27 protein-coding genes and 1 tRNA gene are annotated in these 26,583 nt (G+C 59.5%); 14 read left to right on the top strand and 14 right to left on the bottom strand.

All coding sequences use genetic code 11. From position 1 onward, the window contains the following. The 6 genes from ACXAC3_RS11025 to ACXAC3_RS11000 form a co-directional block, all read right to left on the bottom strand. Nucleotides 1–984 carry a hypothetical protein gene (locus ACXAC3_RS11025; protein ID WP_475159790.1) on the bottom strand — a complete coding sequence of 328 codons (984 nt, stop codon included), beginning with the start codon at nt 982–984 and terminating at the stop codon, nt 1–3. A 31-nt stretch (nt 985–1,015) separates the two neighbouring features. After that, on the bottom strand, nt 1,016–2,014 hold the full coding sequence (locus tag ACXAC3_RS11020; protein ID WP_475159788.1) for a glycosyltransferase family 2 protein: 999 nt from the start codon (nt 2,012–2,014) through the stop codon (nt 1,016–1,018). Between the two features lie 112 nt (nt 2,015–2,126). Continuing rightward, nucleotides 2,127–4,142, bottom strand: coding sequence for a hypothetical protein (locus ACXAC3_RS11015; RefSeq protein ID WP_475159785.1), 2,016 nt, complete (start codon nt 4,140–4,142; stop codon nt 2,127–2,129). Continuing rightward, nucleotides 4,139–5,080, bottom strand: a complete 942-nt coding sequence (locus ACXAC3_RS11010) for a hypothetical protein (RefSeq protein WP_475159780.1) — start codon at nt 5,078–5,080, stop codon at nt 4,139–4,141. The genes ACXAC3_RS11015 and ACXAC3_RS11010 overlap by 4 nt, the downstream gene beginning before the upstream one ends. A gap of 5 nt (nt 5,081–5,085) precedes the next feature. Next, a complete protein-coding gene (locus tag ACXAC3_RS11005) occupies nt 5,086–6,069 on the bottom strand; it encodes a glycosyltransferase family 2 protein (RefSeq protein WP_475159777.1) in 984 nt (327 codons plus the stop codon). A 146-nt stretch (nt 6,070–6,215) separates the two neighbouring features. Beyond that, nucleotides 6,216–6,302, bottom strand: a tRNA-Leu gene (locus tag ACXAC3_RS11000). Between the two features lie 142 nt (nt 6,303–6,444). Here ACXAC3_RS11000 and ACXAC3_RS10995 point away from each other — a divergent pair. Together ACXAC3_RS10995 and lipB are read left to right on the top strand one after the other, a co-directional pair. After that, nucleotides 6,445–7,104 (top strand): DsbA family oxidoreductase, encoded by a 660-nt coding sequence (locus tag ACXAC3_RS10995; RefSeq protein ID WP_475159775.1) that lies wholly within the window; start codon nt 6,445–6,447, stop codon nt 7,102–7,104. Between the two features lie 39 nt (nt 7,105–7,143). After that, on the top strand, nt 7,144–7,800 hold the full coding sequence (lipB, locus tag ACXAC3_RS10990) for a lipoyl(octanoyl) transferase LipB (protein ID WP_475159772.1): 657 nt from the start codon (nt 7,144–7,146) through the stop codon (nt 7,798–7,800). A 304-nt stretch (nt 7,801–8,104) separates the two neighbouring features. Here the strand turns inward: lipB and ACXAC3_RS10985 are convergent, their stop codons facing one another. Continuing rightward, nucleotides 8,105–9,049, bottom strand: a complete 945-nt coding sequence (locus tag ACXAC3_RS10985) for a cation diffusion facilitator family transporter (protein ID WP_475159769.1) — start codon at nt 9,047–9,049, stop codon at nt 8,105–8,107. 80 nt (nt 9,050–9,129) lie between these two features. On the opposite strand from ACXAC3_RS10985, the gene ACXAC3_RS10980 reads away from it, so the two are divergent. Then, complete coding sequence (locus tag ACXAC3_RS10980) at nt 9,130–9,555, top strand: MerR family transcriptional regulator (protein ID WP_475159766.1); 426 nt, start codon at nt 9,130–9,132, stop codon at nt 9,553–9,555. Here ACXAC3_RS10980 and ACXAC3_RS10975 read toward each other — a convergent pair whose 3' ends face one another. Then, nucleotides 9,556–9,975: an HIT family protein gene (locus ACXAC3_RS10975; RefSeq protein WP_475159762.1), complete on the bottom strand. Its 420-nt coding sequence runs from the start codon at nt 9,973–9,975 to the stop codon at nt 9,556–9,558. Between the two features lie 290 nt (nt 9,976–10,265). On the opposite strand from ACXAC3_RS10975, the gene ctaD reads away from it, so the two are divergent. The 3 genes from ctaD to ACXAC3_RS10960 all read left to right on the top strand — a co-directional run bounded on the left by ctaD (nt 10,266) and on the right by ACXAC3_RS10960 (nt 13,279). Then, nucleotides 10,266–11,924 carry a cytochrome c oxidase subunit I gene (ctaD, locus tag ACXAC3_RS10970; protein ID WP_475159760.1) on the top strand — a complete coding sequence of 553 codons (1,659 nt, stop codon included), beginning with the start codon at nt 10,266–10,268 and terminating at the stop codon, nt 11,922–11,924. 215 nt (nt 11,925–12,139) lie between these two features. Next, the gene (locus tag ACXAC3_RS10965) at nt 12,140–12,739 is read left to right on the top strand and encodes a DsbA family protein (RefSeq protein ID WP_475159757.1); all 600 of its coding nucleotides are present in this window, start codon (nt 12,140–12,142) and stop codon (nt 12,737–12,739) included. 45 nt (nt 12,740–12,784) lie between these two features. Further along, on the top strand, nt 12,785–13,279 hold the full coding sequence (locus ACXAC3_RS10960; protein ID WP_475163411.1) for a DUF2244 domain-containing protein: 495 nt from the start codon (nt 12,785–12,787) through the stop codon (nt 13,277–13,279). Between the two features lie 25 nt (nt 13,280–13,304). Here ACXAC3_RS10960 and ACXAC3_RS10955 read toward each other — a convergent pair whose 3' ends face one another. Beyond that, entirely contained in the window at nt 13,305–13,787 is a 483-nt protein-coding gene (locus ACXAC3_RS10955) for a GatB/YqeY domain-containing protein (protein WP_475159754.1), read from the bottom strand. Nucleotides 13,788–13,970: 183 nt separating this feature from the next. On the opposite strand from ACXAC3_RS10955, the gene carA reads away from it, so the two are divergent. Both carA and ACXAC3_RS10945 read left to right on the top strand, forming a co-directional pair. After that, nucleotides 13,971–15,137, top strand: a complete 1,167-nt coding sequence (gene carA, locus ACXAC3_RS10950; RefSeq protein ID WP_475159751.1) for a glutamine-hydrolyzing carbamoyl-phosphate synthase small subunit — start codon at nt 13,971–13,973, stop codon at nt 15,135–15,137. 84 nt (nt 15,138–15,221) lie between these two features. Further along, on the top strand, nt 15,222–17,096 hold the full coding sequence (locus ACXAC3_RS10945; RefSeq protein ID WP_475159750.1) for a glycosyltransferase: 1,875 nt from the start codon (nt 15,222–15,224) through the stop codon (nt 17,094–17,096). Nucleotides 17,097–17,099: 3 nt separating this feature from the next. Here the strand turns inward: ACXAC3_RS10945 and ACXAC3_RS10940 are convergent, their stop codons facing one another. Continuing rightward, the gene (locus ACXAC3_RS10940) at nt 17,100–17,747 is read right to left on the bottom strand and encodes a GntR family transcriptional regulator (protein WP_475159747.1); all 648 of its coding nucleotides are present in this window, start codon (nt 17,745–17,747) and stop codon (nt 17,100–17,102) included. Between the two features lie 100 nt (nt 17,748–17,847). On the opposite strand from ACXAC3_RS10940, the gene ACXAC3_RS10935 reads away from it, so the two are divergent. The 3 genes from ACXAC3_RS10935 to ACXAC3_RS10925 all read left to right on the top strand — a co-directional run bounded on the left by ACXAC3_RS10935 (nt 17,848) and on the right by ACXAC3_RS10925 (nt 20,101). Next, entirely contained in the window at nt 17,848–18,492 is a 645-nt protein-coding gene (locus ACXAC3_RS10935) for a pyrimidine 5'-nucleotidase (protein ID WP_475159744.1), read from the top strand. Nucleotides 18,493–18,579: 87 nt separating this feature from the next. Beyond that, nucleotides 18,580–18,828: a hypothetical protein gene (locus ACXAC3_RS10930; RefSeq protein WP_475159742.1), complete on the top strand. Its 249-nt coding sequence runs from the start codon at nt 18,580–18,582 to the stop codon at nt 18,826–18,828. 76 nt (nt 18,829–18,904) lie between these two features. Next, the gene (locus ACXAC3_RS10925; protein ID WP_475159738.1) at nt 18,905–20,101 is read left to right on the top strand and encodes a UbiH/UbiF family hydroxylase; all 1,197 of its coding nucleotides are present in this window, start codon (nt 18,905–18,907) and stop codon (nt 20,099–20,101) included. Between the two features lie 22 nt (nt 20,102–20,123). Here ACXAC3_RS10925 and ACXAC3_RS10920 read toward each other — a convergent pair whose 3' ends face one another. Beyond that, nucleotides 20,124–21,251, bottom strand: a complete 1,128-nt coding sequence (locus ACXAC3_RS10920; RefSeq protein ID WP_475159735.1) for an aminotransferase class V-fold PLP-dependent enzyme — start codon at nt 21,249–21,251, stop codon at nt 20,124–20,126. Nucleotides 21,252–21,484: 233 nt separating this feature from the next. Between ACXAC3_RS10920 and ACXAC3_RS10915 the strand changes: the two genes are divergently transcribed. Further along, a complete protein-coding gene (locus ACXAC3_RS10915; protein ID WP_475159733.1) occupies nt 21,485–22,186 on the top strand; it encodes a GntR family transcriptional regulator in 702 nt (233 codons plus the stop codon). Between the two features lie 6 nt (nt 22,187–22,192). Here ACXAC3_RS10915 and ACXAC3_RS10910 read toward each other — a convergent pair whose 3' ends face one another. Both ACXAC3_RS10910 and ACXAC3_RS10905 read right to left on the bottom strand, forming a co-directional pair. Further along, nucleotides 22,193–22,651, bottom strand: coding sequence for an Lrp/AsnC family transcriptional regulator (locus ACXAC3_RS10910; protein ID WP_475159729.1), 459 nt, complete (start codon nt 22,649–22,651; stop codon nt 22,193–22,195). Further along, nucleotides 22,648–23,103: an Lrp/AsnC family transcriptional regulator gene (locus tag ACXAC3_RS10905; protein WP_475159725.1), complete on the bottom strand. Its 456-nt coding sequence runs from the start codon at nt 23,101–23,103 to the stop codon at nt 22,648–22,650. Before ACXAC3_RS10905 ends, ACXAC3_RS10910 begins: the two co-directional genes overlap by 4 nt. A 131-nt stretch (nt 23,104–23,234) precedes the next feature. Here ACXAC3_RS10905 and ilvC point away from each other — a divergent pair, with 131 nt between their 5' ends. Beyond that, a complete protein-coding gene (ilvC, locus tag ACXAC3_RS10900; RefSeq protein ID WP_475159721.1) occupies nt 23,235–24,257 on the top strand; it encodes a ketol-acid reductoisomerase in 1,023 nt (340 codons plus the stop codon). Between the two features lie 74 nt (nt 24,258–24,331). Further along, complete coding sequence (locus ACXAC3_RS10895) at nt 24,332–25,234, top strand: DMT family transporter (RefSeq protein ID WP_475159719.1); 903 nt, start codon at nt 24,332–24,334, stop codon at nt 25,232–25,234. Here the strand turns inward: ACXAC3_RS10895 and glmM are convergent. Next, complete coding sequence (glmM, locus tag ACXAC3_RS10890) at nt 25,231–26,574, bottom strand: phosphoglucosamine mutase (protein WP_475159715.1); 1,344 nt, start codon at nt 26,572–26,574, stop codon at nt 25,231–25,233. The genes ACXAC3_RS10895 and glmM overlap by 4 nt on opposite strands. Between the last annotated feature and the right edge of the window lie 9 nt (nt 26,575–26,583).

The raw sequence follows: 26,583 nt of genomic DNA, 5'->3' as shown, positions 1-26,583 counted from the left end.
TCAACCCTCCAGCGCCATGCGGAACACGATCTCGGACGCCTGGCGCAGTGCCTCATATTCTTCGGCAAACTCCCGGCGAAACGCCCGATCCCGTTCGCTCAGCTCAACCGGGCTGAAAAGCTGGGTCCGGTCGGGAAAAAACTCCTGCTGAAACGGGGCATCTGCCTTTTCAAGATACTCGTCCAGCCACGCCCGTTCATCCGGCTCCAAAACGTCATGCCGCCGAACCATCACCGGGTCGTCCACCAGGCGCCGGCGCAACCGGCGGCTTTCTCTGCGCCCAAGGGCGCGGGATACTATGCCGAACGCCTCGCTGGCCGCGCGGGATTGCGATTGGTTCGAAGGCCGATCGGCCGAACCGCCTTCGGGCAGGGAGACTCCGATCCGCGTCATGAAATCATCCACGACGTGGCCGCGCACCATTCCGGACCGTTCGTACAACATCGGAACGATCTCAACGCCCGGAAAGGCCTGGCGGATCTGCCTTGTCTTGGCCGAGAAACTATAGGTGTCAGGGTCGCTTTTGATCTTGTCCAGCCGCTCACGCACGAATTCCGATGCGCTGGCGCGCAGGCGACCGTTCTTGGCGCGCTGTTTATAATCAGCTTCCAGAAAGTCCGAGTAGCGCCGACAATAGAAAGTGATCCGCATGTCACGCGACGGGATTTCCGCAAAAACCTGCGCCAGTTTGCCAAGGTCGCAGGAAAAGAACATCTCTGATGACACCAGGCACGTTTGTTCGCCGTTGGCCTCATATTCACGGGCCATCGAGGCGCGCAGCGGGTCCATCGGCAAATCGGTCTGATTAATATGGAAGGCGATGATGTTGTGGCTGATCGCCAGACGACCGCTGCCCTCCTGTCTGCGTCGCCCCGTTTCCATGTAGCGAAACCCCGCCTCGGCCAGGTGCGCCGTGTTCTTGCGCGCGTATCCCTGAAGCGCGGTCGTGCCGGTCTTTGGCATCCCCATATGCAGCCAAAGCATCAGACGCCCCCCATTTCCGAACCAGGCAGGCTCATTCCTCGTGCTTTGCGGCGAATCCCGCCGTCATCTGCCGCATAAGATCCTGCATCTCGGGTTGCTCGCGCAGTTGGGAAATCTGCTGCCGGTGCAGGTCGCAGGACTGATGATGCAGGCGGGCGGTTTCCGGATCGGACAGCATATCGTAGTAAAACCCGCGTTTGCGCTCCAGAACCGCGTCGATTGAGCTGTCGGTCTCGGCGTTCTGGTTCATCATCGTCCAGTATTCCATGCCCAGGCTTTCGCCCAAATGGTGCGCCCGGCCCCTCATCTTCTTGACCAGATAGCTTTCGCAGGACTTCAGCGCATAGTGGTTGACCTGCACGAATTCATAGCCGACGGAATCCCGCGCCGACCGCCAGCTTTTGGTGTAATACCGGTCCGGCATCCGTTGCCCGGACCCGTTGTACCAATGGCATTCCGCCATGGTTTCCACTGTCGGGCGCTTGGGCCGGTGAACGCCGAGCCCATCCCAGATCTCGCGCCGGAACATCGTTTTGAACCCCCACGCCTGGGGCGGCCGAAAGATCCTTTCAGGCGCAGCCTGCCGGAATTGATCCGAAAGGAACCGGTCCTCGTACCTGATGATGCCGGCATTTCCGAACAACCGCCACGTCATCGAGATGGTTTTTGCATCCGGGATCGCTTCGGTCAGGGCCTGCAGCGTGTGGTCGCCGGTTTTGACATTGATATGTTCGTCCGCGTCGATCACCAAAACCCAGTCCTGCGGCCGGGCAACCTCCATTTTCAGAAACGCGTTATACGCGCGTCTTTGCGGGCTGGTTTTACGGCGCGAATTGTTGTCGACATGGGTCAGGATGCCCCTGTCATCCAACCTTTGCAGCAACGCATCGGTGCCGTCGGTGCAGTCGTTGGTCATCACGACGATCCGGTCGACCCCGATCGCAAGGTTGTGCGCCACCCATTCCAGAACAAAGGGACCTTCGTTCTTCATGGGGGTCACGCTGATATATCGGGGGTCCTGATCTGTCATGCCTGACTGCCCTGTAGAATTATTGTTGGCCCGCGAAACTCATACGCCCACCCGGCCTTTGCCGGTAAACTATGTGCTTTTGACAGCGCCACCAAGCGAAAATCCCGAACATTCATCCACCTGCGCGTTTTAGTTGGTTGGAGAACCTTTTGAAGGTTGGGCAATAATCGCGCGCCCGGCGAAGGTATTTGCGCGCTTTGTTCTTTTCCCCTCTTTGCAACAGTATCCGGCCTGCCTCACCTTGAATCATGGCCGTGTTGTCATCTAGGTCCGCCGCCTGAATGATCTGGTTCTGCCCCTGCTCAACTGCGCCGTTTCGTTCCAGATATTGCCCCATGGCAAAGACCAGGAAAGGGTTTTCCGGATCACATGCAAGTGCATCCGCCAAAGCCAACCGGCCATGCGACAGGTCCCCTTCCAATTCATAAAGCTCTGCAAGCCTTTTGAAATACAGCGGTTGTTCAGGCGCGGACAATGTGGCCCTTCTGGCGGCATCCAGCGCGTGTTGAACCGGCTTTTCCCCAAGGTGTAGTTGCAACAGGGCCTTCATGCTTTGAAAGGACGGGTCTTCCTGTGAAAGACGCACATCCTCGGGCAGCAATGTCGAATTGTGCAGCCCCTCCAGCAACATCGACAACCGCGCCGGGTTCGCAGTCAGACGGCGTGCCCTTTGGTCGATTACCAACTGTGCCCAGTCCAGAAGGACAAGATCAAAGTTGCACGGAAGACGCACCAACACTTTCCGCTGAGCGACATGGGAATTGTAGTTGAACCACGGTCGTCGCACGCTTTTCACCATAACCCAGTCCAGCGGGGGCATCGCCCGGTGCGAGATCTGATCGCGGTAAACCAGCCTGGACCCGAATATGATCACGTCCGGGCGCATCGGTTTGGCCCAGTAGGCACGCCCAAAGGTTTGTGCGGCCTTCCAGCGTTTTTTTTGCCCGCCCAGGATCGCTGCTTGCAGCGCGGTGGCGACGGCGTGATCTTCCGCCCATAAATCCGGAGCCGCCAGCGTCTGCCCGGTCAGTTCCAACGCCTCGGGCCACTGCTTTAGGTAAAAGCAGTTAAGCGCCTGCAACAGCGGCAAAAAAGCGTTATCCGCGCCAGCCTCCAACAGCGGAGCGGCCAGTACCTTTGCCTCGTCAGCCCTGTCGCCGGCGTCCAGTCCGTGAAGAACAAATGAAGCCTTGGAATAGATATGTGCCGCTTCCGACGGGTTCAGAAATTCCTGCGGACCGGCACGTAGCCTGTCAATCATCCGCTCGTTGGAGTGCTTGATTTCGTCGTCGGACAGAACGTCGCGAAACACCTTGCGCTGCTGCCCGGATATCCTCGCGGCCACCATCGAAAACGCCGAAATGAACGGTGCAATCACCTGATCCGCACGCGACATCGTATAAAGCTCCAGAAAGTCGCGCTGCGATCGGGTCATTGCGGACAGATCCGCGATATCCGACATCCGCATCAGGTTCGGAAACCGGGTCTGAAACCGTGTGATCAGTTCGGGCTGGTCCGAAAACATGATCGCAGCTGTGCCTGCGTTTTTCTCCAGATGCGCTTCATAGAGTTCTTCCGGTTCGATCTTGGCGGGCCAGGTCGTGTGTTTCCACGGCAGCCCGTTCAGGATATCGCCGCGACGAATGTGATAGGCCGACACGCCCTGCCCTGACAGCTTTGCATCCGCCTGCTTCATGATCGCACGAAGCTTTTCTGCGAACCCGATCCTGTGAATGAAGTCACGGTATCGCGGGCGGATCGCCTCAATATCCTCCCAAGGAAAGGCGAGTACTTCGAACCCTTCTTCGACCAGAACCGACCGCCCCGCATCTAGGTGCGCGATCAGACGATCCGGGCTCTTGTCGCTTTGAAACTTCCAGATGGGAAGTGCGGTTTTGTTGATCGCGTCAAAGTCATCCGAGCTGAGAAAATGCGCGCCCATCCACTCCTGCGTGAACAGTTCCTGCGGGTGATCCAGTTCCGGCGCGTCCGCGCCCTGCGGAAACCAGTTCACCTTGTACGAGGTGTCGAAATCTTCGGCCAGACGGATGCATGTCAGCATCATCAGCAACCGCGCGCCCATGCGGTCCTTGCGCTGGCCAATGAACACCCCTTTTGCAGGTTTCATGAGGCGTCCTGTGCCTCTTTCATGGCAGCCCGCCGCAATGTCCGAAACCGTCTGCGGGCCCGTTGCACCAATTCTGGGTGGCGCTCGCCCGCGCTGGCCTCAATCGCGCGCATGACCATCGGCAGGCGGCGGCGGGCCCGCATCATGCGATAAAAGTCGCCGGATTCAAGCGACCCGTCCATTGCCCGAAGCATGACAGGCTTCAGGATATCCAGCTTGCGCAGCATCGGAGCTGCAAAATGGTTCGAGAACCACGTTTTGAGCAAGATCACATTCCTGCCCTGCAACCGCGTTACCTGTCGGCGGTCCAGCTCAAAAAACGGGTCGTAAAACACATAGGCTTTACCCGCTTTCCTGACCGTCCGGGCAGCGTCGCCCATGGGCAAGTCCCAATCCTGAACCTGACCGAACCGATAACGGGTTTCCCAGGGCACCAGCCGTTCGTCCAGCGTGGTTTGCGGGTTGAATGCAACGACGTTCGCGCCGGGAACAAGTTCGGAAAATGTCAGGGCGCCAAAACCGCCCATGGAGGCACCGGCAAAGACAACCTTATCAAACCGGTCAAAAAATCCCTCTGCCGCCCTGGCTTCGAAGTATGAAATAATCTCGGGGTCGCGATACCAGGCCTTGGTGCGGGCGAAGACGCCCATATGCGACCAGCCCTCGTCGCGAAAAAACTTCCACCCCCAGGGTTCGCGCGCAAAGGACAGGTCGTTTGCGTTGGCGATATTGTCGAAACTCACCACCAGTTGCGAGGCCGAACGCTGATGAAACAGGATCGAATGACGTTCGAGTTTCTGCAGAAATCCGGCACCGTCTCCGCCGGGATAAAGCTCGACAAACCACGGCGGCGCGGGGTCGGTCAGGATGCGTTCATGCCCCGTCTTTCGGTCGGGGTGTTCCGGTTTCAGCTGCTCTTTCGAAAGGTCTTCTGCCATGGTCCTCAAACGAGATTGTCCGCCAGCCACACCCGAAAGTCCACCCAGTCGGGCCGCATTTTGATTTCGGCAATCTTGGCCCGGTGCCAGTCGCAGGCTCTGGCGTGCAGTGACCCCAGTTCCTTGTCAGCCCGCAACTCGGCCAAAAGCGGTGCCGCGCGATGGGCCGCCGGCAGGATGGATGGATCCGTTTCCTTGTTGGCATTCATGTCCTGCCAGTAGGATTGCCCCTGATCCACACGAATATGATTGGTCCGACCGCGATCACGCTTGATCAGGAACCCGTCCAGAGACCGAACCGAATAGTGGTGTAATCGGCCAAGCGAATGATCAAATCCACGCCAGGCGCGCCAACCCACTTTCTCGCTCGGGTACAGTTTGCCCCCGGCATCGGACCAGGCGATCGCATCCTCCCTGCCCTCTTCGACGCCCTTTGGGCGATGAGGGCCGAACCGCGTGAACTTGCCGTTGTTGCGAAACAGGGTCTTCAGACCATAGGCACGACCAGAATGGTAGGGGTATTCCTTGTCACCCATCAGGAACGCCTCGGTGACGGGTTTGTCTTCGAAACTGATGTTTCCGGAACTGCCGAACAGTTTCCACGCAAACGATATCGCATCCACGGGCTGACCTGCGCGGCGTTCAACCTCGTCTATCAGGTCGCCAAAACTGTTGTCGCCGTGCCGGATATTCCAGAACTCATCCACATCCAGACACAGCAGCCAATCCGCCTCTTTAACCTTCGGCTGACGCCGCGCGCGGCGCAGCATCTGGTGCTGCGGGTTGCCGCCTTCCTTCACTTCGTTGGAGACATGGGTGGCAATCCCCAACTCCTGCAATCTGCGTGCAATATCATCCGTGCCGTCATCGCAATCATTGGTAAAGATCACAAAATGATCGACCCCCAATGTCTTATGGAACGCAACCCATTCCAGCATATAGGGGCCTTCGTTCTTCATCGTTGTGAATACGGTAATGGCCTGCGACATCAACACTTCCCGACTTGCCTTGCCCCTTGTCATACACAACCCGATTGGCCCGGGCGAGACAGGAATTCGGTAAATCGGCAATCCACCGTCAACTGGTGCGGCTTTACACCCTGCGGGCGTAGGAAATAGGGGTATCCTGAGAAGATTGGTGCGGTCGAGAAGACTCGAACTTCCACGGGAGTTACCCCACAGCGACCTCAACGCTGCGCGTCTACCAATTCCGCCACGACCGCACTGCCTGTGACTTGGTAGAGGCGCGTATAGACGTTGAAGATCGAGATGTGAAGAGGCAAAAATCGCGCCGGTTTGAATTCCCTTACGCCGCCCATATCTATACCACCACAATATCCGCCGAGACCCGTCAGGAGCCTGAACATGACCACGCCCGATCCCCGCCCCATCGTCCAGATTGATATCGTTTCGGATGTGGTTTGCCCCTGGTGCATCGTCGGGTTTCGCCAGCTTGATCTGGCGCTGCAGCAGGAAAACGTGCTGGCGCGTCTCAGATGGCATCCGTTCGAGCTGAACCCCGCCATGCCGCCTGAAGGTCAGAACCTGCGGGAGCATATTGTCGAGAAATACGGATCCACGCCCGAGCAAAGCCAGCAGGCCCGGGATCGGCTGACGCAGATCGGGGTTGAACTGGGCTTCGCCTTCAACTTCGACGACGACAGCAGAATCGTGAACACATTCGCGGCGCACCAGCTGCTGGACTGGGCGGAAACGCAAGGTCGCCAGCATCCGCTGAAACTGGCGCTGTTCCACACCTATTTCACGGAACAGCGGGATGTATCCCGCGTTGAGGTCCTGCTTGATGCCGTGGAAGCCGCCGGGCTGGACCGGGATGCCGCGCGGGCGGCACTGGACGGCGTGGCGCATGCCGGTGCCGTGCGCGAAAAGCAGCAATTCTGGACCAGCCGTGGCATTTCGGGTGTGCCGTCCATGGTGTTTGGCGGAAAGTACCTTCTGACAGGGGCGCAGGGCACGGACACTTACGCTCAGGTCCTGCAACGCTGTCTGACCGAAGCCGCCTGACCCCTTTTCCTTGCCGCGCCCTCACGATAAGGAACCGCCATGGAATGGAAGATTACCGACGGGTTGACCGACTATAGCGAGGCCGTCGCCTTCATGGAGGCGCGGGTTGCCGCCATTGCGGCGGGCGACGCGGATGAATGTGTCTGGCTGCTGGAGCATCCGCCGCTGTACACGGCGGGAACTTCTGCTCGGATCGAAGATCTCACAGACCCTGACCGGTTTCCGGTTTATGAGGCAAAACGAGGCGGCGAATATACCTATCACGGCCCTGGCCAGCGCGTCGCCTACGTCATGCTGGATCTCAACAAACGCGGCAGGGACGTCCGGCGCTTTGTGAAACAGCTGGAAGAATGGGTGATTGCCGCGCTGGCAGAGTTCAACGTGAACGGAGAGATCCGGGACGGGCGCGTCGGGGTCTGGGTTCGCCGAGATGACAAGCCGTTGACCGCCTCGGGTCAGCCGGCGGAAGACAAGATCGCGGCCATCGGCCTGCGCCTGCGCAAATGGGTCAGCTTTCACGGCATCTCCATCAATGTCGAACCGGATCTCGAACATTTTTCAGGTATCGTACCCTGCGGCATCACCGAACATGGGGTCACCTCGCTGGTCGATCTGGGATTGCCAGTAACCCTGTCGGATGTCGACGCAGCCTTGCAGAAGACGTTTTCGCAGAGTTTCGACCAGATACCGGCATAAGCGGTGCTCGGGCCGACGCCGCCGAATTGTCCCGTTGCCACCAAACCAACGACAATCCCAAAGCTTTCGGCAATTTTGTTTCCGGCCGCTGTCGCAAACTTACCATTAGCCTATTGGATTTGAGGTTAATTCAGGGAAATCACAGTCTGTTGAATACAAAACTCGCGTTAATGAGTATTCTGGAGTCACCGTTCTAGAGTGAGTGGTGTGTTAAACCGGTGATCTTGGGCTAGCCCTGGGAATCGGAAAAGTGCTTGGTTACGAGTTTGCCGTTCCGACCCCAAATCGGAACGGCAATTCATTTTCAGACCTCCTGAACGTTATCATGTCCAAACCGCGGCGCTGTCGCGCGCGGGCGATTTGCGCGTTCCAGTTCCAGCGTGGCGTGGCCGATCCCGAATTTCGATTGCAAATTCCGCTTGGCTGTCAGCCGGATGGCTTCGGCATTGGCCCAGGCTCCCTCCTCGATCTCAAGATGCGCCGTCAGGGCCGGTTCGCGCTCCTGCATGCTCCAGAGGTGTATGTGGTGGACACCCGAGACGCCTTCGGTCTGTTCGATCACGGCTGCCACCTCCTCGGGGTTCAGGCCCGGTGGCGCGCCCAGCATCAGAATTCGGATGGTTTCTCCGATCTCGGACTTGACGTGCCACAGGATGTAAACGGAAATCAGGATCGTGACCGCAGGGTCCACCCAGGTCCAGCCGAACAGGATAACAGCGGTGCCCGCGACAATGACAGCAACAGACCCCAGCGCGTCAGCCACGTTGTGGATGAAAGCCGCGCGGATGTTCATGCTGTCCTTCGACATCGTATAGGTCAGCGCTGCGGTAATGAGGTCAACGATCAAAGCAAGCGCCGCGATCCAGACAACCATCCAGCCGTTCACGGGCTCGGGTTCGAAAAACCGCATGACACCTTCGTACAGCAGATAGACCGACAGGACGATCAAGGTGGTATAGTTGACCAGCGCCGCGACCACCTCGGCACGGCCATACCCAAAGCTCATGCGCGGATCAGCCGGGCGGCGGGCAATCTTGCGCGCAAAGAATGCGATGATCAGGGCGATGGCGTCCGAAAAATTGTGCAGCGCATCCGCGATCAGGGCCAGCGACCCCGAGAATATGCCACCGATGACCTGCGCCAGGGTCAGCAGCAGATTCACCCCAATTGCCCCGGCGACACGCATATCGCCGGCGTCCGGGTCGATGTGATGATGAGGATGCCCCTCGTGGCCGTGTGAATGTGCCATAGTGCCGTATTCCTTGTTTTGGCTGCAATCCCTATGTAATTCCTCTAGTGACTAGAGGTTCAAGGGGCGCGTGCAGGAAAATGTATTCAATTGGAGAGTTGTCCCGCCGGACCGGCGTCAAGGTTCCCACCATACGGTTCTACGAGGAAAAGGGATTGTTGCCCGAACCGGAAAGAACCGAGGGCAATCAGCGCAGATATGACGCCGCCGCGTTGTCCCGGCTTCGGTTCATTCGCCATGGCCGCGATCTGGGGCTGCCGCTGACCGATGTCGAGGCTTTACTGTCGCTGGAAGGCGCGCAGGGACCTGACCTGAACCGCGCACACGAGATTGCGGAGCGGCAATTGGTGGATGTGAAGGAACGCATCGCCCGACTGCGCAGGCTTGAGACCGAACTGGCCCGTATCACCTCGGCCTGTGACGGCAAGCACGACCATGTTTGCGCCGTGCTTCATGCCTTTGGCGACCACAGCGCATGTCTGGGGCCGCATTCCTACAAGAAGTGATCAGGCCAGCGCGGCTTTGATCTTTTCGGCATGCGCAGCGATCAGATCAAAATCCCCCATCGTGCCGGGCGCGCGGATGGCGACACCGTCATAACGCGGCAGGATATGAAAATGCAGATGGAACACCTCCTGTCCGCCCGCGGCCTCGTTGAACTGCTGAACCGTGACCCCGTCCGCATCGAACGCCCTGACCACCGCTTGCGCCAGCTTTTGCGTCGTAGACATCACCGCAGCCAGTTGCTCGGGCGAGGCGTCCAGCAGGTTCCGGCAGGGTGTTTTCGGGATCACGAGAAGGTGCCCGTCGGACCGCGGCATGATATCCATAAACGCCAGCGTATCGTCATCCTCGTAAACGCGGGTCGAAGGGATCTCTCCGCGCAGGATCTTGGCAAAGATGTTTTCGGGGTCATAGGCAGGCATATCAACTCTCCGGTTTCGGTGTCGCCCTCAGTTCTGGGACGCAGCCCGGACAGGGTCAAGCCGGGAAAGTGCCGTGGCAAGGCACCTCTTGAAAAGCCGACTTTAATACCCAGTTCACCGTTAATGATAGCCGAAAATGCGCGGGCTACCCTCCTGCCCGCGACAATTATTCTTGATCCAGATCAAACTCGGCCATTGAAGGTGCCCCCTTCGCCCTCTAAAACCAGCAGGAATCCCGCGCGCCGGAGAGGTCTGGCTGCGCGGTGCAGTTGCAACAGGAGGCACCTATAATGGCAGACGCAGCCATTCATGGTCACGAGCATGAAGACCAGCGCGGATTCTTTACCCGCTGGTTCATGTCGACCAACCACAAGGACATCGGGATTCTCTACCTGATCTTCTCGGCCATCGCCGGGTTCATCTCGGTGGCGATGACCGTCTACATGCGGCTTGAACTAATGCACCCGGGTGTTCAGTACATGTGCATGGAAGGCTTTATGGCCGACCCGTGTACCCCGAACGGGCACCTGTGGAACGTGATGATCACCTACCACGGTGTTCTGATGATGTTCTTTGTGGTCATCCCGGCACTCTTCGGCGGATTTGGCAACTATTTCATGCCGTTGCAGATCGGCGCGCCGGACATGGCGTTCCCGCGGATGAACAACCTGTCCTTCTGGCTGTACGTCGCTGGCACCTCGCTGGGCGTGGCTTCGCTGCTGAGCCCCGGTGGTAACGACCAGCTCGGTTCCGGTGTGGGGTGGGTTCTCTACCCGCCGCTGTCCACGACCGAGGGCGGCATGTCCATGGACCTTGCGATCTTTGCCGTGCACGTATCGGGCGCCTCCTCGATCCTCGGCGCGATCAACATGATCACCACCTTCCTGAACATGCGTGCCCCGGGCATGACCCTGTTCAAAGTGCCGCTGTTCAGCTGGTCGATCTTCGTCACCTCGTGGCTGATTCTGCTGTCGCTGCCGGTTCTGGCGGGCGCGATCACCATGCTGCTGATGGACCGCAACTTTGGCTTCACCTTCTTTGACCCGGCCGGTGGCGGCGACCCGATCCTGTATCAGCACATCCTGTGGTTCTTCGGGCACCCCGAAGTGTACATTGTGATCTTGCCCGGGTTCGGCATCATCAGCCACGTGATCGCCACCTTCTCGCGCAAGCCGATCTTTGGCTATCTGCCGATGGTCTGGGCGATTATCGCGATTGGTGTGCTGGGCTTTGTCGTGTGGGCGCACCACATGTACACGGTTGGCATGTCGCTGCGTCAGCAGGCCTACTTCATGCTGGCCACGATGGTCATCGCGGTCCCGACCGGCGTTAAAGTGTTCTCGTGGATTGCGACCATGTGGGGCGGCTCGATCGAGTTCAAAACCCCGATGCTGTTTGCCTTCGGCTTTCTGTTCCTGTTCACCGTTGGCGGTGTGACCGGTGTGGTGCTGTCGCAGGCCGGTATCGACCGCGCATATCATGACACGTATTACGTTGTTGCGCACTTCCACTATGTGATGTCACTGGGTGCCGTGTTCGCGATTTTTGCCGGCGTGTATTTCTACTTCGGTAAGATGACAGGCCGTCAGTACTCGGAGTTCTGGGGCAAAATCCACTTCTGGATGTTCTTCATCGGCGCCAACCTGACTTTCTTCCCGCAGCACTTCCTGGGTCGTCAGGGCATGCCGCGCCGCTACATCGACTACCCAGAGGCGTTTGCCCAGTGGAACTTTGTATCGTCGATTGGTGCGTTCGTGTCCTTCGCCTCGTTCCTGCTGTTCTTCGGTATCGTGTTCTACGCCCTGTTCCGTGGCGCGAAAGTGACCGAGAACAACTACTGGAACGAATACGCGGATACGCTGGAATGGACCCTGCCCTCGCCGCCGCCAGAACACACGTTCGAGCAGTTGCCGAAGCAGGAAGACTGGGACAAGGGCCACGCGCACTGATCCCACGTTCGGAAAAACCCTTCAAAGCCCCGCCTTGTGCGGGGCTTTGTTTTTATGGGAATTGATGCGCAGCCCAGTCGTCGTTCCCAAGCAAGTTCATTCGTTTTGAATGGCTTTACGACCCTCTGCCCCGCCCCCCCGTTTCAGGCGAAGATCGAAAATCCGACCAAATTAAGGTATCATACCCTTCGAAACTCTGGGATCGGAGCGATCAGATGCCCGAAATTGATTTTTGGTATTCCATTGGAAGCACCTACAGTTTCCTGACCATCATGCGGCTGGAAGACTGGTGCAATGAGCATGACGCCTCGGTCACCTGGCGGCCATTCAACGTGCGCAGCGTGATGTCGGAACAGCAGAATATTCCCTTTGCAGGAAAGCCGGTGAAATCCGCGTATATGTGGCGCGATATCGAGCGTCGGGCGGCAAAGTACCATATTCACGCCCAGCTTCCGGCCCCCTACCCGATCTCGGATCTGCCGCTCGCCAATCAGGTTGCCTTGCTGGGGATGGGCGATGGCTGGGGCAAGGACTTTACCCTTGCCCTCTACCGCATCTGGTTCGAAGAAGGCGTGGAAGCCGGCAGCGAAACCGCGATGACCGAAGCGCTGCACAGGTGTCAGCAGGACCCGCGCCTGATCCTTGCTCGGGCCCGCAGCCCCGACACCGTGGCCGCGCTGGAAGCGGAAACCGAACAGGCAACCAAACTGGGTGTATTTGGCGCACCCAGCCTCGTCGTCCGGGGCGAGGTATTCTGGGGCGACGATCGGCTGGACGATGCCTTGTCGTGGGCGCGCGTCGGTCACGTCGTCTGATCATTCCCGCGTCGACACCTGGCGGCAATGCGCTATTTTCTGACTATGCCCTACAGATGGAATCAGACGTCGAAATCAGAGCAGGAGTTGCGCCTGTGGCCGCATAACTCCTTGTCCCGGCGTTGGGCGATACGGGTCGTCTTTTCTGTCTTTCTGTTCGGATTGCTGCCCCTGCTTGCGGTGCTGGGTTCGGTGCTGTTGTGGGGGCTGTTGCCCTTCCTACTGATCACGGTGTTGGGCTTGTGGGTGGCCATTCAGGCCAACTACCGATCGCGCAGCATGTTCGAGGTTCTGACCCTCACCGGAACGCAGGCACGACTGGTTCAGCATCACCCGCGCAAAGGCCGTCAGGAATGGACCTGCAACCGGTATTGGGCCCGACCCGAAATGCACAAGCACGGCGGACCGGTCCCAAATTACGTTACCCTGACCGGAGACGGCCGCGAGGTTGAGATCGGCGCGTTTCTGTCCGAGGACGAGCGTATCGCGCTGTACGACGACCTGACACGAAAACTGCGCGAACCGGTGGTCGCGCAGTAACTGTCTTAGCCTGAATTGTAGGTCTTCAGCAGCCGTTCGTCGCCGAACAAAGCTGATCCTTGACCATCGGGCCAACCTTGCCAAAGTCCATTTGGCCGGTATAGCGGGTCTTGAGTTCGCCCATCACCTTGCCCATGTCCCGGATCGACCCTGCACCGGTGGCAGTGATCGCGGTCTGAATGGCTTGGGTTACCTCGTCATCATCCAGTTGCTTGGGCAGGAATTCCTCGATGACCTCAACTTCGCGCAGTTCACGTTCCGCAAGGTCCAGCCGTCCGCCTTCTTCGTAGGCGCGCGCGCTTTCCTTGCGCTGTTTCGTCATTTTCCCAAGGATTTCAAGAACCTCTGCATCACCGCAGCCTTTGGCCTCTTCGTTGGCCGACGCGCGTGTGGCAATATCGCGGTCCTTGATTGCGGCGTTGATCAGCCGCAACGTCGACAGACGTTCGGCATCCTTGTCTTTCATTGCTTGCTTCAGGGCCGTATTCACCCGTGATCGCATATCCATATGATCTGTCCATCCCCATGGCAAAGGAACCCCGACCATATCGAAACAAAAAGCGCGACACAACCGGGGGTGAATACTGCTAACTTATTGATTTTCAACAATAGCCCAAAAATTGAACAGACTTGACCCAGCGCCACAACCCCCTTAGGTATGCGCCGATTTACCCTGCAGGAGAGTCGCGCCATGGCCCAGAACGCCCCGTCCAAGCCCACCGCATGTCTGGCATTGGCCGACGGAACACTGTTCTACGGGATGGGCTTTGGTGCCACCGGCCAGACCGTGGCCGAGCTGTGCTTTAACACCGCGATGACCGGCTATCAGGAGATCATGACAGACCCGTCCTACGCTGGGCAGATTGTGACCTTCACCTTTCCCCATATCGGCAATGTGGGCGTGAACCCCGAGGATGACGAAACCGGCGATCCGGTCGCTGCCGGAATGGTGGTCAAGTGGGACCCGACCGAGCCGTCGAACTGGCGCTCGGCCGAAGAACTGAAGACCTGGCTGGCCCGTCGCGGCCGCATCGCCATCGGTGGTGTGGACACCCGCCGCCTGACCCGCGCCATTCGCCAGCAGGGCGCGCCGCATGTGACGCTGGCCCATGATCCCGACGGCAATTTCGACATCGGCGCTCTTGTCGCCGCGGCACGCGGTTTCGCTGGTCTGGAAGGCATGGATCTGGCCAAAGACGTCACCTGCGCCCAAAGCTATCGCTGGGACGAGATGCGGTGGGCCTGGCCGGACGGTTATACCCGTCTGGAAGCCCCAACGCATAAAGTCGTGGCCGTTGATTTCGGGGCCAAGCGCAACATCCTGCGCTGCCTGGCCTCGGCTGGCTGCGACGTGACCGTGCTGCCGGCGACAGCGACCGCCGCTGACGTTCTGGCGCACAATCCCGATGGCGTTTTTCTGTCAAACGGCCCCGGCGATCCGGCCGCTACCGGAGAATATGCCGTTCCGATGATCAAAGAGGTTCTGGACACCACTGACCTGCCCGTCTTTGGTATCTGCCTCGGGCACCAAATGCTGGCGCTGGCCCTGGGTGGTCAGACCGTCAAAATGAACCACGGTCACCACGGCGCCAACCACCCGGTCAAGGACATGGAGACCGGCAAGGTTGAAATCACCTCGATGAACCATGGGTTTGCGGTCGATGCGCAATCTTTGCCCGAGGGGGTTGTCGAAACCCATCGTTCGCTGTTCGACGGATCGAACTGCGGCATTCGCGTGACGGATCGGCCCGTTTACTCGGTCCAGTATCACCCCGAAGCCTCGCCCGGTCCGCAGGACAGTTTCTATCTGTTCGAACGCTTCGCCAAAGCAATGGCGGATCAAAAAGCGCAGGTATAAATACCCACACGAACAGGGTTAACCCGCTGTTAACCCTAGTTGAACAACCCTGACACGTGGATCTCGCGTCAGGGTTGTTTCCTTATGGTCGAATTGAACCTGCAGCATTTCGCGCGCGCTGCGCCGATACGCGCGCCAGAGCGCAAGCCGCTGGGGGCCTGTCTGACTGCGCGCGGGCTGATCACGAAGGCACAGCTCGATGAAGCACTGTTCATGCAATCCTGGCAAAAGGCCCCGTTGGGTGAGATTCTGGTGGCAGAAGGTCTGGTCGACCGTGCGGACGTTCTTGACGCGCTGTCGGACCAAAGCGGCCTGCCAATTGCCGACCTTAGCCGCGATCCCCCAAGCGATGACCTCTGCCGTATGAAGCCGGTTGAATTCTGGCTGAAGCACAACGTCATCCCCTGGAAACGCGAGGGCTCGGTATTGTTGGTGGCAACCGCGCGCCCGGATCGGTTTGCCGAGATTCGTGCGGGAATGGCGGACGTTGAACATAGAACTGTTCCCGTCCTAGCAACCGCGGATCAGATCGACGACACAATCACCCGCGTGTTTTCGGAAACGCTCGCTGAAGGAGCCGAAACACGCGTGGACGCGGACCAAAGTTGCCGGTCCTGGACATTACAGTCACGCTCCGGTCCCATTGCGGCGCTGATTGGCTTGATATTGCTGTTCTGCGCCTTTCCCCGGGTTGGGTTGGCATCTCTGGTCGCCGCGGCGGCGGGGACACTGATCCTGTTCATGACGCTGCGACTGGCCGGACTGCTGGCGTATTTTCATCACTCGGTCATAAGCCCGCCAAAGGCACCGGAACCAGGCGGGCCGCTTGCGCTTCCTTGTGTGTCCGTTCTGGTTCCACTGTACAAGGAAAGGGAAATCGCTGAGGTCCTGATCCAGCGGCTGCAACGGTTGACATACCCGAAGGCGCTTTTGGATGTCATTCTGGTGCTTGAGGCCACTGATGATGTCACCCGGACCACCCTTGCCCAAATTGATCTGCCCAGCTGGATCAGGATTGTCGAAGTCCCTGAACTGAACGGCCTGACAACCAAGCCCCGCGCAATGAACTACGCGCTGGATTTTTGCCGGGGGGAAATTCTTGGGGTCTGGGATGCCGAGGACGCACCCCAGTCGGATCAGATTGAGCGGGTCGTGCGGCACTTCGCACAGGCCGACGAGAGTGTCGTCTGCCTGCAGGGCGTTCTGGATTACTACAACCCGCGTACGAACTGGCGGTCGCGCTGTTTTACCATCGAATACAACAGCTGGTTTCGCGTCGTACTTCAGGGCGTTGCGCGCCTGGGGCTGGTTGTCCCGCTGGGCGGCACCACATTCTTTTTCCGCCGCGACAAACTTCTGGAACTGGGCGGGTGGGATGCCCACAACGTCACCGAAGACGCCGACCTCGGGGTACGCCTCAGCCGGGCAGGATATCGCACCGAAATGGTGGATACGACCACGTATGAAGAGGCGAATTTCCGGGCATGGCCCTGGATCAGACAGCGGTCGCGCTGGCTCAAAGGGTTCATGGTGACCTATCTGGTTCACATGCGTGCGCCCGGACGTCTGCTGAAAGACCTCGGGCTATTCAGGTTTCTTGGGGTCCAGGCTTTTTTTCTGGGCACGGTCGGGCAATTCCTGCTGGCACCGGTCCTGTGGCTGTTCTGGCTGTCGGCCCTTGGCCTGCCCGGAATGCTGGAGTCAGTCCTTTCGGACGGCGCAATTCGCGCCCTGATTGTCCTGTTCATTTGTGCCGAGATCACAAATGCCGCCGTCGGAATACTGGCGGTATTCGCGCGTGAAAGACGGTTCCTGTTGCCCTTCGTCGCGACAATGCCGCTGTATTTCCCGTTTGGAGTTCTGGCCGCGTACAAGGCGCTTTGGGAACTGGCGATCAATCCGTTTTTCTGGGACAAAACCCAACACGGTCAGGCCGGCGAAGAAACCCCCTCGCCCTAGCGTTCACGTTTCCCGCCGGACCGCGTCCTGTTTCAGGCGCGTCATGAATGCGACCGAGATATGCTCTTTGAGCGCACGCTCGGCGGCTTCTTCGTCGCGCGCGGCAATCGCCTCGACAATGCCTTTATGCTCGCTTTGGGCGATTTCCCCGCGCCCCTGCACCGCCAGAGACGTGGTCGCCATCAGCGCCATGGTCCGGTGCACCAGGTCTAGTTGCTGCACCAGATACCGGTTGTGAGAGGCCAAATGAATCTGCTCGTGAAACCGCCGGTTAGCCCGCGACAGCGCGCCCGGATCATCAACCAGGGCATCATCGGCCTCGACCATGTCCTGCAGCACTTTAATCTCTTCCTCGGTGGCATGTTTGGCCGCCAGTTTCGCCGCCAGACCCTCCAACTCGCGCCGCACAACATACAGCTCGGCCATCTGGTTGTGATCCAGCGAGGCAACGATCAGCGAGCGCCCGTCCCGCTCCAGCAAGGACTGCGTTTCAAGCCGCTGCAAAGCCTCTCGGATCGGTGTGCGCGACACGCCGAACCGCTCGGCAAGCTCGCTTTCGACCAGACGGTCACCGGGCTTGTACACGCCCACATCTATCGCTTCGAGAATAAGGCTGTAGGCGTCTTTGTTCGACTGTCTGGATTGGCGCATCGGGTTGTTTGTCTCCTCGTTCGGACATGTCTATCCGTCACATGCCCATTGGATCAAGTGCGGCATTGAAAACCGCACCGCCGCAGCCTAAACCCAAGCCATGGTCAAACCTGCCTTTGCTCACGTCACCCAATGGGTGTTCGACCTCGACAACACGCTTTACCCGCCGCATATGCGCCTGTTCGATCAGATCGAGGTGCTGATGACGGATTACGTGGTTCAGGCCATCGGCGTCGACCGGGCCGAGGCGGATCGTCTGCGGTCGCAATATTGGCGCCAATACGGCACCACGCTGGCCGGGCTGATGGCAGAACATGATCTGGACCCTGACCCCTATCTGCACGCAGTCCATCAGGTGGATATGAGCCACATGGATCCGGACGCCGAACTGGCCGACCACATCCGGTCCCTGCCCGGACGGCGCATCGTTTACACCAACGGCAGCGCACCCTATGCCGAACGGGTGTTAGAGGCGCGCGGCCTCAGCGGGCTGTTCGATGCGATCTATGGCGTTGAGCATGCGGGCTATCGCCCCAAGCCGGAAAAAGCGGCGTTTCAGGCGATTTTCGAACAGGATGGGATCGACACCGAAAGGGCGGCGATGTTTGAGGATGACCCGCGCAACCTGGCTGCCCCGCACGAGATGGGAATGCGCACCGTCCACGTCGCGCCCGAGCCGCATGAGGCCGACCATATTCACCACCACACCGACGACCTGACCGCGTTTCTGGCCCGCCTGCGATAGGCTGACGCACTGCGACGATCTGCTCATTCTGCGTGTGCAGCATCGCCCCTATATGCGCTGCAGCGACGAACAGAACCGGAGACCCCCATGAGCGCGATCGAGATGCCTCGGCGCCTGCCCGTCTGGCAGCGCCTGTTGTTTGCAATTCCCCTGTTTGGCTGGATGGCCCGTGACGCCGCCCAGGGTGAGGCCGAAGACTGGGGTTACACAGCAATTGCGATCTTCTGCATGTGGGGATGCTCGGCCCTGTTGTTCGGATTGCCGGGCCTGTATATCCCGGCCGTCCTGATGGTGCCGGTGGTGTTCCTGATCCTCATCCTGATTTCACGCGGTTGATACACGGGACAGGATGTCACTTGGCGCCGGGCCGCAATCGGAACTAGGGTCTGCCCGAAACACGGAGACCTAGGCCATGACCGACAGCTGCGACATCCTGATTTCCGGCGGTGGGATCGCCGGGCTGACCGCTGCCGCGGCCTTTGGAACGGCCGGGTTCGACGTGATCTGCGTCGACCCTGCGCCCCCGATCACAGAACGCGATGTCGACGGATCCGATCTGCGCACCACGGCGTTTCTGCAACCCGCGCACGGGTTGTTAGACCAATGCGGGCTGTGGCAAAGGCTGGATGAACACGCAGCCCCCCTGCAAATCATGCGCATCGTGGACGCGGGCGGCGATGTGCCGGAACCGCGCGTGGTGCGGGATTTCAATGCAGCCGATATCTCGGACCAGCCCTTTGGCTGGAACTTGCCCAACTGGTTGCTGCGGCGCGAGATGGTGGCGCGCCTGGCTGAACTGCCCAATGTCGATTTCCGTCCTGGCACCGGCACGGTCAGCCTGTTCACCCGTACCGCCGAGGCGCGCGTGGGGCTGAGCGACGGCAGCCACGTACACTGCAAGCTGGTGATTGCAGCCGACGGTCGAAACTCACCCATGCGCAAGGCTGCGGGGATCGGCGTTCGCACCACCCGCTATGGCCAGAAGGCGCTGGCCTTTGCGGTCACCCATCCAATCCCACATGACAATGTCTCGACCGAAATTCATCGCTCGGGCGGGCCGTTCACGCTGGTCCCTCTGCCCGACTGGCAGGGGCAGCCGTCTTCGGCGATTGTCTGGATGGAACGTGGACCCCGCGCGGTTGAACTACTGAATACAGAGGCCGGAGAATTCGAGGCATTAATGACCGAACGATCCTGCGGGCTGTTCGGACCGCTGAAACTCGCTTCACGCAGGACCATATGGCCGATCATAAGCCAGTCGGCAGAACGGTTGTCGGGCGAAAGGATCGCCCTGATGGCCGAAGCCGCGCATGTCGTGCCGCCCATCGGCGCGCAAGGGTTGAACATGTCATTGGGCGATCTGCGCAGTTTTCTGGATCTGGCACAGACCCGAGCTGACGGGCTGGGCGATGCGCAAATGCTGGAGGCGTATCACAAGGCGCGCCACACCGAGATCGAGATGCGCGTCAAGGGCATCGACCTGCTGAACCGCGCCTCAATGATCGAAGCGCGGCCATTGCGCGACGTGCGGGCGATGGGTCTGAATGCGCTCTATTCCTTGCCGGCAGTGCGCAAGACTCTGATGCAGATGGGCCTCGGCGTGCGCTAAGGCCCTCAGGTCACTATCGGAATTACAGAACCTGATCCAGCACGCGTCTGAGCCGGGCGATCGTGCCGTCAACGTCATACAGCTTGTCCAGGCCGAACAGACCCAGACGGAAGGTGCTGAACCCCTCGGGCTCATCACATTGCAGGGGTACACCGGCTGCGATCTGCATGCCGAGGGCCACGAATTTCTTGCCGTTTTGAACTTCGGGATCCGAAGTATAGCTGACCACGACCCCCGGCGCGCCGAACCCGTCGGCGGCAACAGAGACCACACCTTTTTCCTTCAGCATCATCCGAACTCCGTCACCCAGAGCCCACTGTGCATCGCGCAGCTTTTCGAAACCATAATCGCGCGTCTCGACCATCGTGTCGCGGAACGCAATCAACGCATCCGTCGGCATAGTGGCATGATAAGCATGCCCGCCGTTTTCGTAGGCCTGCATGATCTGACGCCATTTCTTCAGGTCGACCGCAAAGCTGTCCGACGTCGTCTCTTCCAGCCGCGCCTCGGCCCGTTCGGACAACATGACCAAACCTGCGCAGGGGGATGCGCTCCACCCTTTCTGCGGGGCCGAGATCAGAACGTCCACTCCGGTGGCTTTCATGTCGATCCAGGCACAGCCGGACGCGATGCAATCCAGAACCATCAACGCGCCAACCTCATGCGCTGCGGCCGCCATGGCGGACACATAATCATCCGGCAGTATCAGACCGGCCGAGGTTTCGACATGCGGGGCAAAGACGACATTCGGGCGCTGCTCGCGGATTGCCGAGACGACTTCTTCGATCGGGGCCGGGGCAAACGGCGACGGGCTTATATTGCCGGTCTGGCGCGCCTTCATAACGGTTGCAGATGCGGTCAGCGCCGCGGATTTAATGATCTGGCTCCAGCGGTAGGAAAACCACCCGTTCCGAACCACCAGAACGTTGGCGTTGCGCGCGAACTGCCGGGCTACGGCCTCCATCCCATAGGTTCCGCCCCCGGGGATCACTGCCACGCCATCTGCGTTGTAGACATCCCGCAACATCCCCGAGATATCCCGCATGACCTGCTGAAACCGTGCGGACATGTGGTTCAGGGACCGATCCGTAAATACCACCGAAAATTCTTCCAACCCGTCTGGGTCAACCCCGTCCAATAACGCCGGCATACTCTGTCCTTTCCAAGTGTCGTCAGAATTTCTGAACCCTTTACCAGAGATCGTAAAGCCCCCATCGCTCGGCGACAATTGACCCAACGGAATATAGTTTACTAACAAAATATTAACCCCTGAAAGGGCCAATTAGATTACTACTTGACGCCAAACAGGGTCACCACCCCTTTACACCCTTACGTGTTTCTGAACAGATACATTCACTTTGTAGAAGAAAGGTATTTCCTCTCGTGACAGCGCAAAAGCGGATTAGTTTTCAGGTTGTACGCGACGAAGTCAAAAGACGGATTGAAAGCCGTGTATGGCCTCAGGGGTCGCTGCTGCCAACCGAAACCCAGCTTGCCGAAGAGTTTCATTGCGCGCGCGCAACCGTAAACCGGGCCCTGCGCGAACTTGCCGATCAGGGTTTCGTGGAACGTAAGCGCAAAAGTGGTACGCGGGTCAAAAAAGAACCCAGCAAGCACGCCAAGCTCGAATTTTCCCTGACCCGTCAGACCGTCGAAAACCAGAACTCGACCTATCGCTATGCTCTGGTCGAGCGCAATATCGTCGTCAGCCCCGGCTGGCTGGCGTCACAACTCAGTGTCGCGCCCGAGGCGCGTGTGCTTCACGTGGTTTGTATGCACTATGCGGATAACCGGCCCTTTCAGTTGGAAGAACGCTGGATCAATATCGAAACCGTGCCCGAGGTCGAACACGCTGACCTCAATTCGCACGGCCCGCATGAATGGCTGTTGAATGCCGCCCCCTTTACCGAGGCCGAAGTTGCGTTTTGCGCAATCTCGGCGGACGGGCGTCTGGCAGAGTTCATGGGAACGACGGCCGGGACGTCGATGATTCAGCTCGAACGTACAACCTGGAAAAACGGCGCGCCGATGACCTTTGCCCGGATGACCCACCATCCCGGATTCTGCATTCGCACCAGATATTGACCACCCCTAACCGATGGGGCCGGGCAAGCGTTCTTCGCTGAGCAGCACGTTAGCTTCGACATCCCCTGCACCGGGCAATGTCATGATCCGCCGCCTCAGGACCCGTTCAAAATCGGCCAGATCGCGTGCCACGACGCGCAGACGGTAATCGTAGAGCCCCAAGACATGCTCGACAGTCTGCACTTCGGGGATCGCACTGACGGCGCGTTCAAAGTCTTCGAGGCTGATCTGCCCCTTGCGTGCCAGTTTGACGCCCAGAAACACCGTCACACCAAAGCCAAGCGCTTCGGCGTTCAGCCGCAACCGGCGGCCCTTGATCACCCCGGAGCTTTCCAGCCGGCGGATACGGCGCCAGGTTGCAGGCTGAGACAGCCCCAGCTTACGCCCCAGTGCCCCGGCACTTTGCGCCGCATCCCGGGCCAGCGCGCGCAGGATTTTCCGGTCAAGTTCGTCCAGTTCCGTCATACCGGCAACACCTCATCGCGTTTGACCCGCGCGATGTGCATCAGCGCCTCGATATCGGCGATATGCGGCAGGGTCAGGATGCGATCCCGATAAAGCTGCTGATAGTGGGACATATCCCGTGCCAGCACCGACAGGCGCACATCTACCCGGCCCAGAAAGGTCTGCAATTCGATCACCTCGGGTACCTGACGCGCGGCGGCCATAAACTCGTCAAACGCGCGCGGTTGAGTCTTGTCCAGCGTCACGCGCAAGGACACCTCGACTGCATAACCCAGCGCAGCCCAGTCAATGACCGCCTCTTGCCCCTGAATGATCCCGGACGCCTGCATTTTCTCAATCCGCCGCCAGCAGACGCTGGAACTGATCCGGCAAAGATCGGCCAGTTCGGCGGTGGACAGGCTTGGATCAGCCTGAAAATGGCGCAGGATTCGGCGGTCTACATCATCGAGCATGATTTTTTCTGTTTTCTTGGATTCGGCGAATAAATACTCACGGAAACCGGAATTATTCAAGGGAAAACCCATCGCTATCCCCGAAGACTCTCAGTAGAACCTCAGCAAATGCAACAGAAAGGACCGGCGACATGCGCGTCTATTACGATCGCGACTGCGACATCAACCTGATCAAAGACAAGAAAGTGGCGATCCTGGGCTATGGCTCGCAAGGCCACGCTCATGCGCTGAACCTGCGCGACTCGGGCGCCAAGAACCTGGTCGTTGCCCTGCGCGAAGGCTCGGCCTCGGCCAAGAAGGCCGAAGCGGAAGGTCTGCAGGTCATGGGCATCGCAGAAGCCGCCGCCTGGTGCGACGTCATCATGTTCACCATGCCCGACGAGCTACAGGCCGAGACCTACAAGAAGTACGTGCATGACAACATCAAGCCCGGCGCGGCCATTGCGTTTGCCCACGGCCTGAACGTCCACTTCGGTCTGATCGAGCCCAAAGAAGGCGTCGACGTCATCATGATGGCCCCCAAAGGCCCCGGCCATACCGTGCGCGGCGAATATGTCAAAGGCGGCGGCGTGCCCTGTCTGGTGGCCGTTGACACCGACGCGACCGGCAAGGCACTGGAAATCGGCCTGTCTTATTGCTCGGCCATCGGTGGCGGCCGTTCGGGCATCATCGAAACCAACTTCCGCGAAGAGTGCGAGACCGACCTGTTCGGTGAGCAGGCAGTTCTGTGCGGCGGTCTGGTCGAGTTGATCCGCTGTGGCTTTGAAACGCTGGTCGAGGCCGGTTACGCGCCGGAAATGGCCTATTTCGAGTGTCTGCACGAGGTGAAACTGATCGTCGACCTGATCTATGAAGGCGGCATCGCGAACATGGATTACTCGATCTCGAACACCGCCGAATACGGCCAGTATGTCACCGGCCCGCGCATCCTGCCCTACGAGCAGACCAAGAAGGCGATGAAAGAGGTTCTGAACGACATCCAGCAGGGCAAGTTCGTCCGCGACTTCATGCTGGAAAACCAGGTTGGCCAGCCCTTCCTAAAAGCCTCGCGCCGCGCCAATGACGAACACCAGATCGAAGAAGTCGGTAAGAAACTGCGCGGCATGATGCCGTGGATTTCGGCCGGCAAGCTGGTCGATCAGGAAAAGAACTGATCCGGTCATTCAACATCGAAGGGGCGGCCGGATTGGCCGCCCTTTTTCGTCCCGCCCCCTGAAACGAGGCTCTGATGGTCGATCTTCCCACACCCCGCGACTGGAGCGGCGTTGTAACCCTGGGTCTGATCTGGGGCGGCACCTTCATGGTGGTCACAATGGCGCTGGAAGGGTACGGGCCCGTCACCGTCGCAACGGCCCGGACCACTTTGGGCGCGGTCACGCTGTTGGGCCTGATGGCCCTGACTGGACGCCGGATGCCAAACAACTCGGCCGCGCTTTGGTGGGCGATCGTCGTGATCGGCATTCTTTCGACGGCGCTGCCCTTTGTTCTGCTCAGCTGGGGACAGCAATATGTACCTTCGGCCTTTGCGGGCCTTTCGATGGCTGCAATTCCGCTGATGGTGTTGCCGCTGGCACATTTCTTTTCCGACGAACCGATGAACGCACGCAGGTTTGTCGGCGTCTCGCTGGGGTTTTCGGGGGCTCTGGTTCTGATCGGGCCGGGGCTGGCGCAACTGGGGCAAGGGACCGAACCCCTGGCGCAACTGGCCTGCGTCGGTGCCGCGCTGTGCTATGCCTGCGCGTCGATCTTCACCCGCCGCTGCCCGCCGATTGATCCCGTCGTTCTGGCCGCCCTGACGTTGGTCGTGGGGGCGGTTCTTCTGCTGCCGATCATGTTTGTGACCGAGGGGGTGCCGCGCTGGCAGGGAAACCGTGCAAGCTTTGCCATCCTGGTTCTGGGCCTTGTGCCAACAGCCTTCGCCACGTTGCTGCGCGTGTCCATCATACGCAGCGCCGGGTCGGTTTTCCTGACGCTGGTCAACTATCAGGTGCCGATCTGGTCAATGGTCTTCGGCGCATGGGTCCTGTCCGAGGCGCTGCCGCTTCGGTTCTACATCGCGCTGGCCATGATCCTGACCGGGCTCGCCATCAGCCAGTGGTTCAGCCTGAGAAAGATGCTGATCGGGCGTTAACGGGCGACTGCCTCGACCTCGGCCACGATGCCGTCCACGACTTGCGTCAACAACACGTCATCTTCACATTCGGCCATCACGCGGATCAGGGGTTCGGTGCCCGACTTGCGGATCAACAGCCGCCCCTGCCCGTTCAGACGTGCCTCGGCATCAGCAATGGCCGCCTTAACATTTGCGGCCTCAAGCGGGGTCTGCCCTTCGCCATAGCGCACGTTCTTCAGCAATTGCGGAACGGTCTCGAATTGCACTGACAGCTCGGACGCCTTGCGACCGGTCAGCACCATCTCGGACAAGAAATGCAGACCGGCCATAAGACCATCGCCCGTGGTCGCGTAATCGCTCATCACGATATGGCCCGACTGTTCGCCTCCAAGGTTAAATCCACCGTCCCGCATCCGCTCAACCACGTAACGGTCACCCACGGCCGTTCGTTCCAGCCGCAGCCCTAGCGCAGCAAGGTGTTTTTCCAGCCCGAGGTTCGACATGACCGTCGCGACCAGAGCGCCGCCCGCCAGCCGATCCGCCTTGGCCCAGCTGGTTGCCAGCAACGCCATCACCTGATCACCGTCGGCTACCTGACCATGCTCGTCCACCATCACGACGCGGTCGGCGTCCCCGTCCAGACAGATCCCCACATCAGCGCCATGGGCAACAACGGTTTCAGCGGCCAGCCGGGGCTTGGTCGAGCCGCAATTCTGGTTGATATTCTTGCCGTTCGGCGCAACACCGACCGGAATGACCTCAGCGCCAAGTTCCCAAAGCACCTCGGGCGCGGTGCGGTGTGCGGCACCGTTGGCGCAATCGACCACCACTTTCAGCCCGTCCAGACGCAGATCGCGCGACAAGGATGACTTGACCCGCTCACCATAGCGGAACCGCGCATCGTCGACACGGCGCGCACGCCCGATATTCTGCGCTTGTGCGGGTTTGACGCCCGCTTCGATCAGATGTTCGATGTCGATCTCGGCCTGATCGGACAGCTTGTACCCGTCGGGGCCGAAGAATTTGATGCCATTATCCTCGGCCGGGTTATGACTGGCCGAGATCATGACACCCAGATCCGCCCGCATCGAGCGGGTCATCAACCCCACCGCCGGCGTCGGCACCGGCCCCAGCAACAGCACGTTCATGCCCGTCGAGGTCAGCCCCGCAGTCAGCGCGTTTTCCAGCATGTAACCGGACAAGCGCGTGTCTTTGCCGATCACCACCCGGTGTGCGCTTGAGGCATCCCGGCGAAAATACCGCCCTACGGCTGCGCCGATGCGCAGGGCCATCTCGGCCGTAATCGGATGCGTATTGGCGGTGCCCCGCACCCCGTCGGTTCCGAACAGCTTGCGCATAGGCGTCAC

This window comes from Ruegeria sp. ABV4_181 (assembly GCF_056158465.1).
The sequence above is the reverse complement of the archived record's forward strand: the minus strand, read 5'-3'. Positions and strand labels throughout refer to the sequence as shown.

Bases quoted from the DNA above. Each gene is read 5' to 3' on its own strand.
- ACXAC3_RS11025 (WP_475159790.1), bottom strand. From the start codon at position 984: ATGCTTTGGCTGCATATGGGGATGCCAAAGACCGGCACGACCGCGCTT.
- ACXAC3_RS11020 (WP_475159788.1), bottom strand. From the start codon at position 2,014: ATGACAGATCAGGACCCCCGATATATCAGCGTGACCCCCATGAAGAAC.
- ACXAC3_RS11015 (WP_475159785.1), bottom strand. From the start codon at position 4,142: ATGAAACCTGCAAAAGGGGTGTTCATTGGCCAGCGCAAGGACCGCATG.
- ACXAC3_RS11010 (WP_475159780.1), bottom strand. From the start codon at position 5,080: ATGGCAGAAGACCTTTCGAAAGAGCAGCTGAAACCGGAACACCCCGAC.
- ACXAC3_RS11005 (WP_475159777.1), bottom strand. From the start codon at position 6,069: ATGTCGCAGGCCATTACCGTATTCACAACGATGAAGAACGAAGGCCCC.
- ACXAC3_RS10995 (WP_475159775.1), top strand. From the start codon at position 6,445: ATGACCACGCCCGATCCCCGCCCCATCGTCCAGATTGATATCGTTTCG.
- lipB (WP_475159772.1), top strand. From the start codon at position 7,144: ATGGAATGGAAGATTACCGACGGGTTGACCGACTATAGCGAGGCCGTC.
- ACXAC3_RS10985 (WP_475159769.1), bottom strand. From the start codon at position 9,049: ATGGCACATTCACACGGCCACGAGGGGCATCCTCATCATCACATCGAC.
- ACXAC3_RS10980 (WP_475159766.1), top strand. From the start codon at position 9,130: ATGTATTCAATTGGAGAGTTGTCCCGCCGGACCGGCGTCAAGGTTCCC.
- ACXAC3_RS10975 (WP_475159762.1), bottom strand. From the start codon at position 9,975: ATGCCTGCCTATGACCCCGAAAACATCTTTGCCAAGATCCTGCGCGGA.
- ctaD (WP_475159760.1), top strand. From the start codon at position 10,266: ATGGCAGACGCAGCCATTCATGGTCACGAGCATGAAGACCAGCGCGGA.
- ACXAC3_RS10965 (WP_475159757.1), top strand. From the start codon at position 12,140: ATGCCCGAAATTGATTTTTGGTATTCCATTGGAAGCACCTACAGTTTC.
- ACXAC3_RS10960 (WP_475163411.1), top strand. From the start codon at position 12,785: ATGCCCTACAGATGGAATCAGACGTCGAAATCAGAGCAGGAGTTGCGC.
- ACXAC3_RS10955 (WP_475159754.1), bottom strand. From the start codon at position 13,787: ATGGATATGCGATCACGGGTGAATACGGCCCTGAAGCAAGCAATGAAA.
- carA (WP_475159751.1), top strand. From the start codon at position 13,971: ATGGCCCAGAACGCCCCGTCCAAGCCCACCGCATGTCTGGCATTGGCC.
- ACXAC3_RS10945 (WP_475159750.1), top strand. From the start codon at position 15,222: ATGGTCGAATTGAACCTGCAGCATTTCGCGCGCGCTGCGCCGATACGC.
- ACXAC3_RS10940 (WP_475159747.1), bottom strand. From the start codon at position 17,747: ATGCGCCAATCCAGACAGTCGAACAAAGACGCCTACAGCCTTATTCTC.
- ACXAC3_RS10935 (WP_475159744.1), top strand. From the start codon at position 17,848: ATGGTCAAACCTGCCTTTGCTCACGTCACCCAATGGGTGTTCGACCTC.
- ACXAC3_RS10930 (WP_475159742.1), top strand. From the start codon at position 18,580: ATGAGCGCGATCGAGATGCCTCGGCGCCTGCCCGTCTGGCAGCGCCTG.
- ACXAC3_RS10925 (WP_475159738.1), top strand. From the start codon at position 18,905: ATGACCGACAGCTGCGACATCCTGATTTCCGGCGGTGGGATCGCCGGG.
- ACXAC3_RS10920 (WP_475159735.1), bottom strand. From the start codon at position 21,251: ATGCCGGCGTTATTGGACGGGGTTGACCCAGACGGGTTGGAAGAATTT.
- ACXAC3_RS10910 (WP_475159729.1), bottom strand. From the start codon at position 22,651: ATGACGGAACTGGACGAACTTGACCGGAAAATCCTGCGCGCGCTGGCC.
- ACXAC3_RS10905 (WP_475159725.1), bottom strand. From the start codon at position 23,103: ATGCTCGATGATGTAGACCGCCGAATCCTGCGCCATTTTCAGGCTGAT.
- ilvC (WP_475159721.1), top strand. From the start codon at position 23,235: ATGCGCGTCTATTACGATCGCGACTGCGACATCAACCTGATCAAAGAC.
- ACXAC3_RS10895 (WP_475159719.1), top strand. From the start codon at position 24,332: ATGGTCGATCTTCCCACACCCCGCGACTGGAGCGGCGTTGTAACCCTG.
- glmM (WP_475159715.1), bottom strand. From the start codon at position 26,574: ATGCGCAAGCTGTTCGGAACCGACGGGGTGCGGGGCACCGCCAATACG.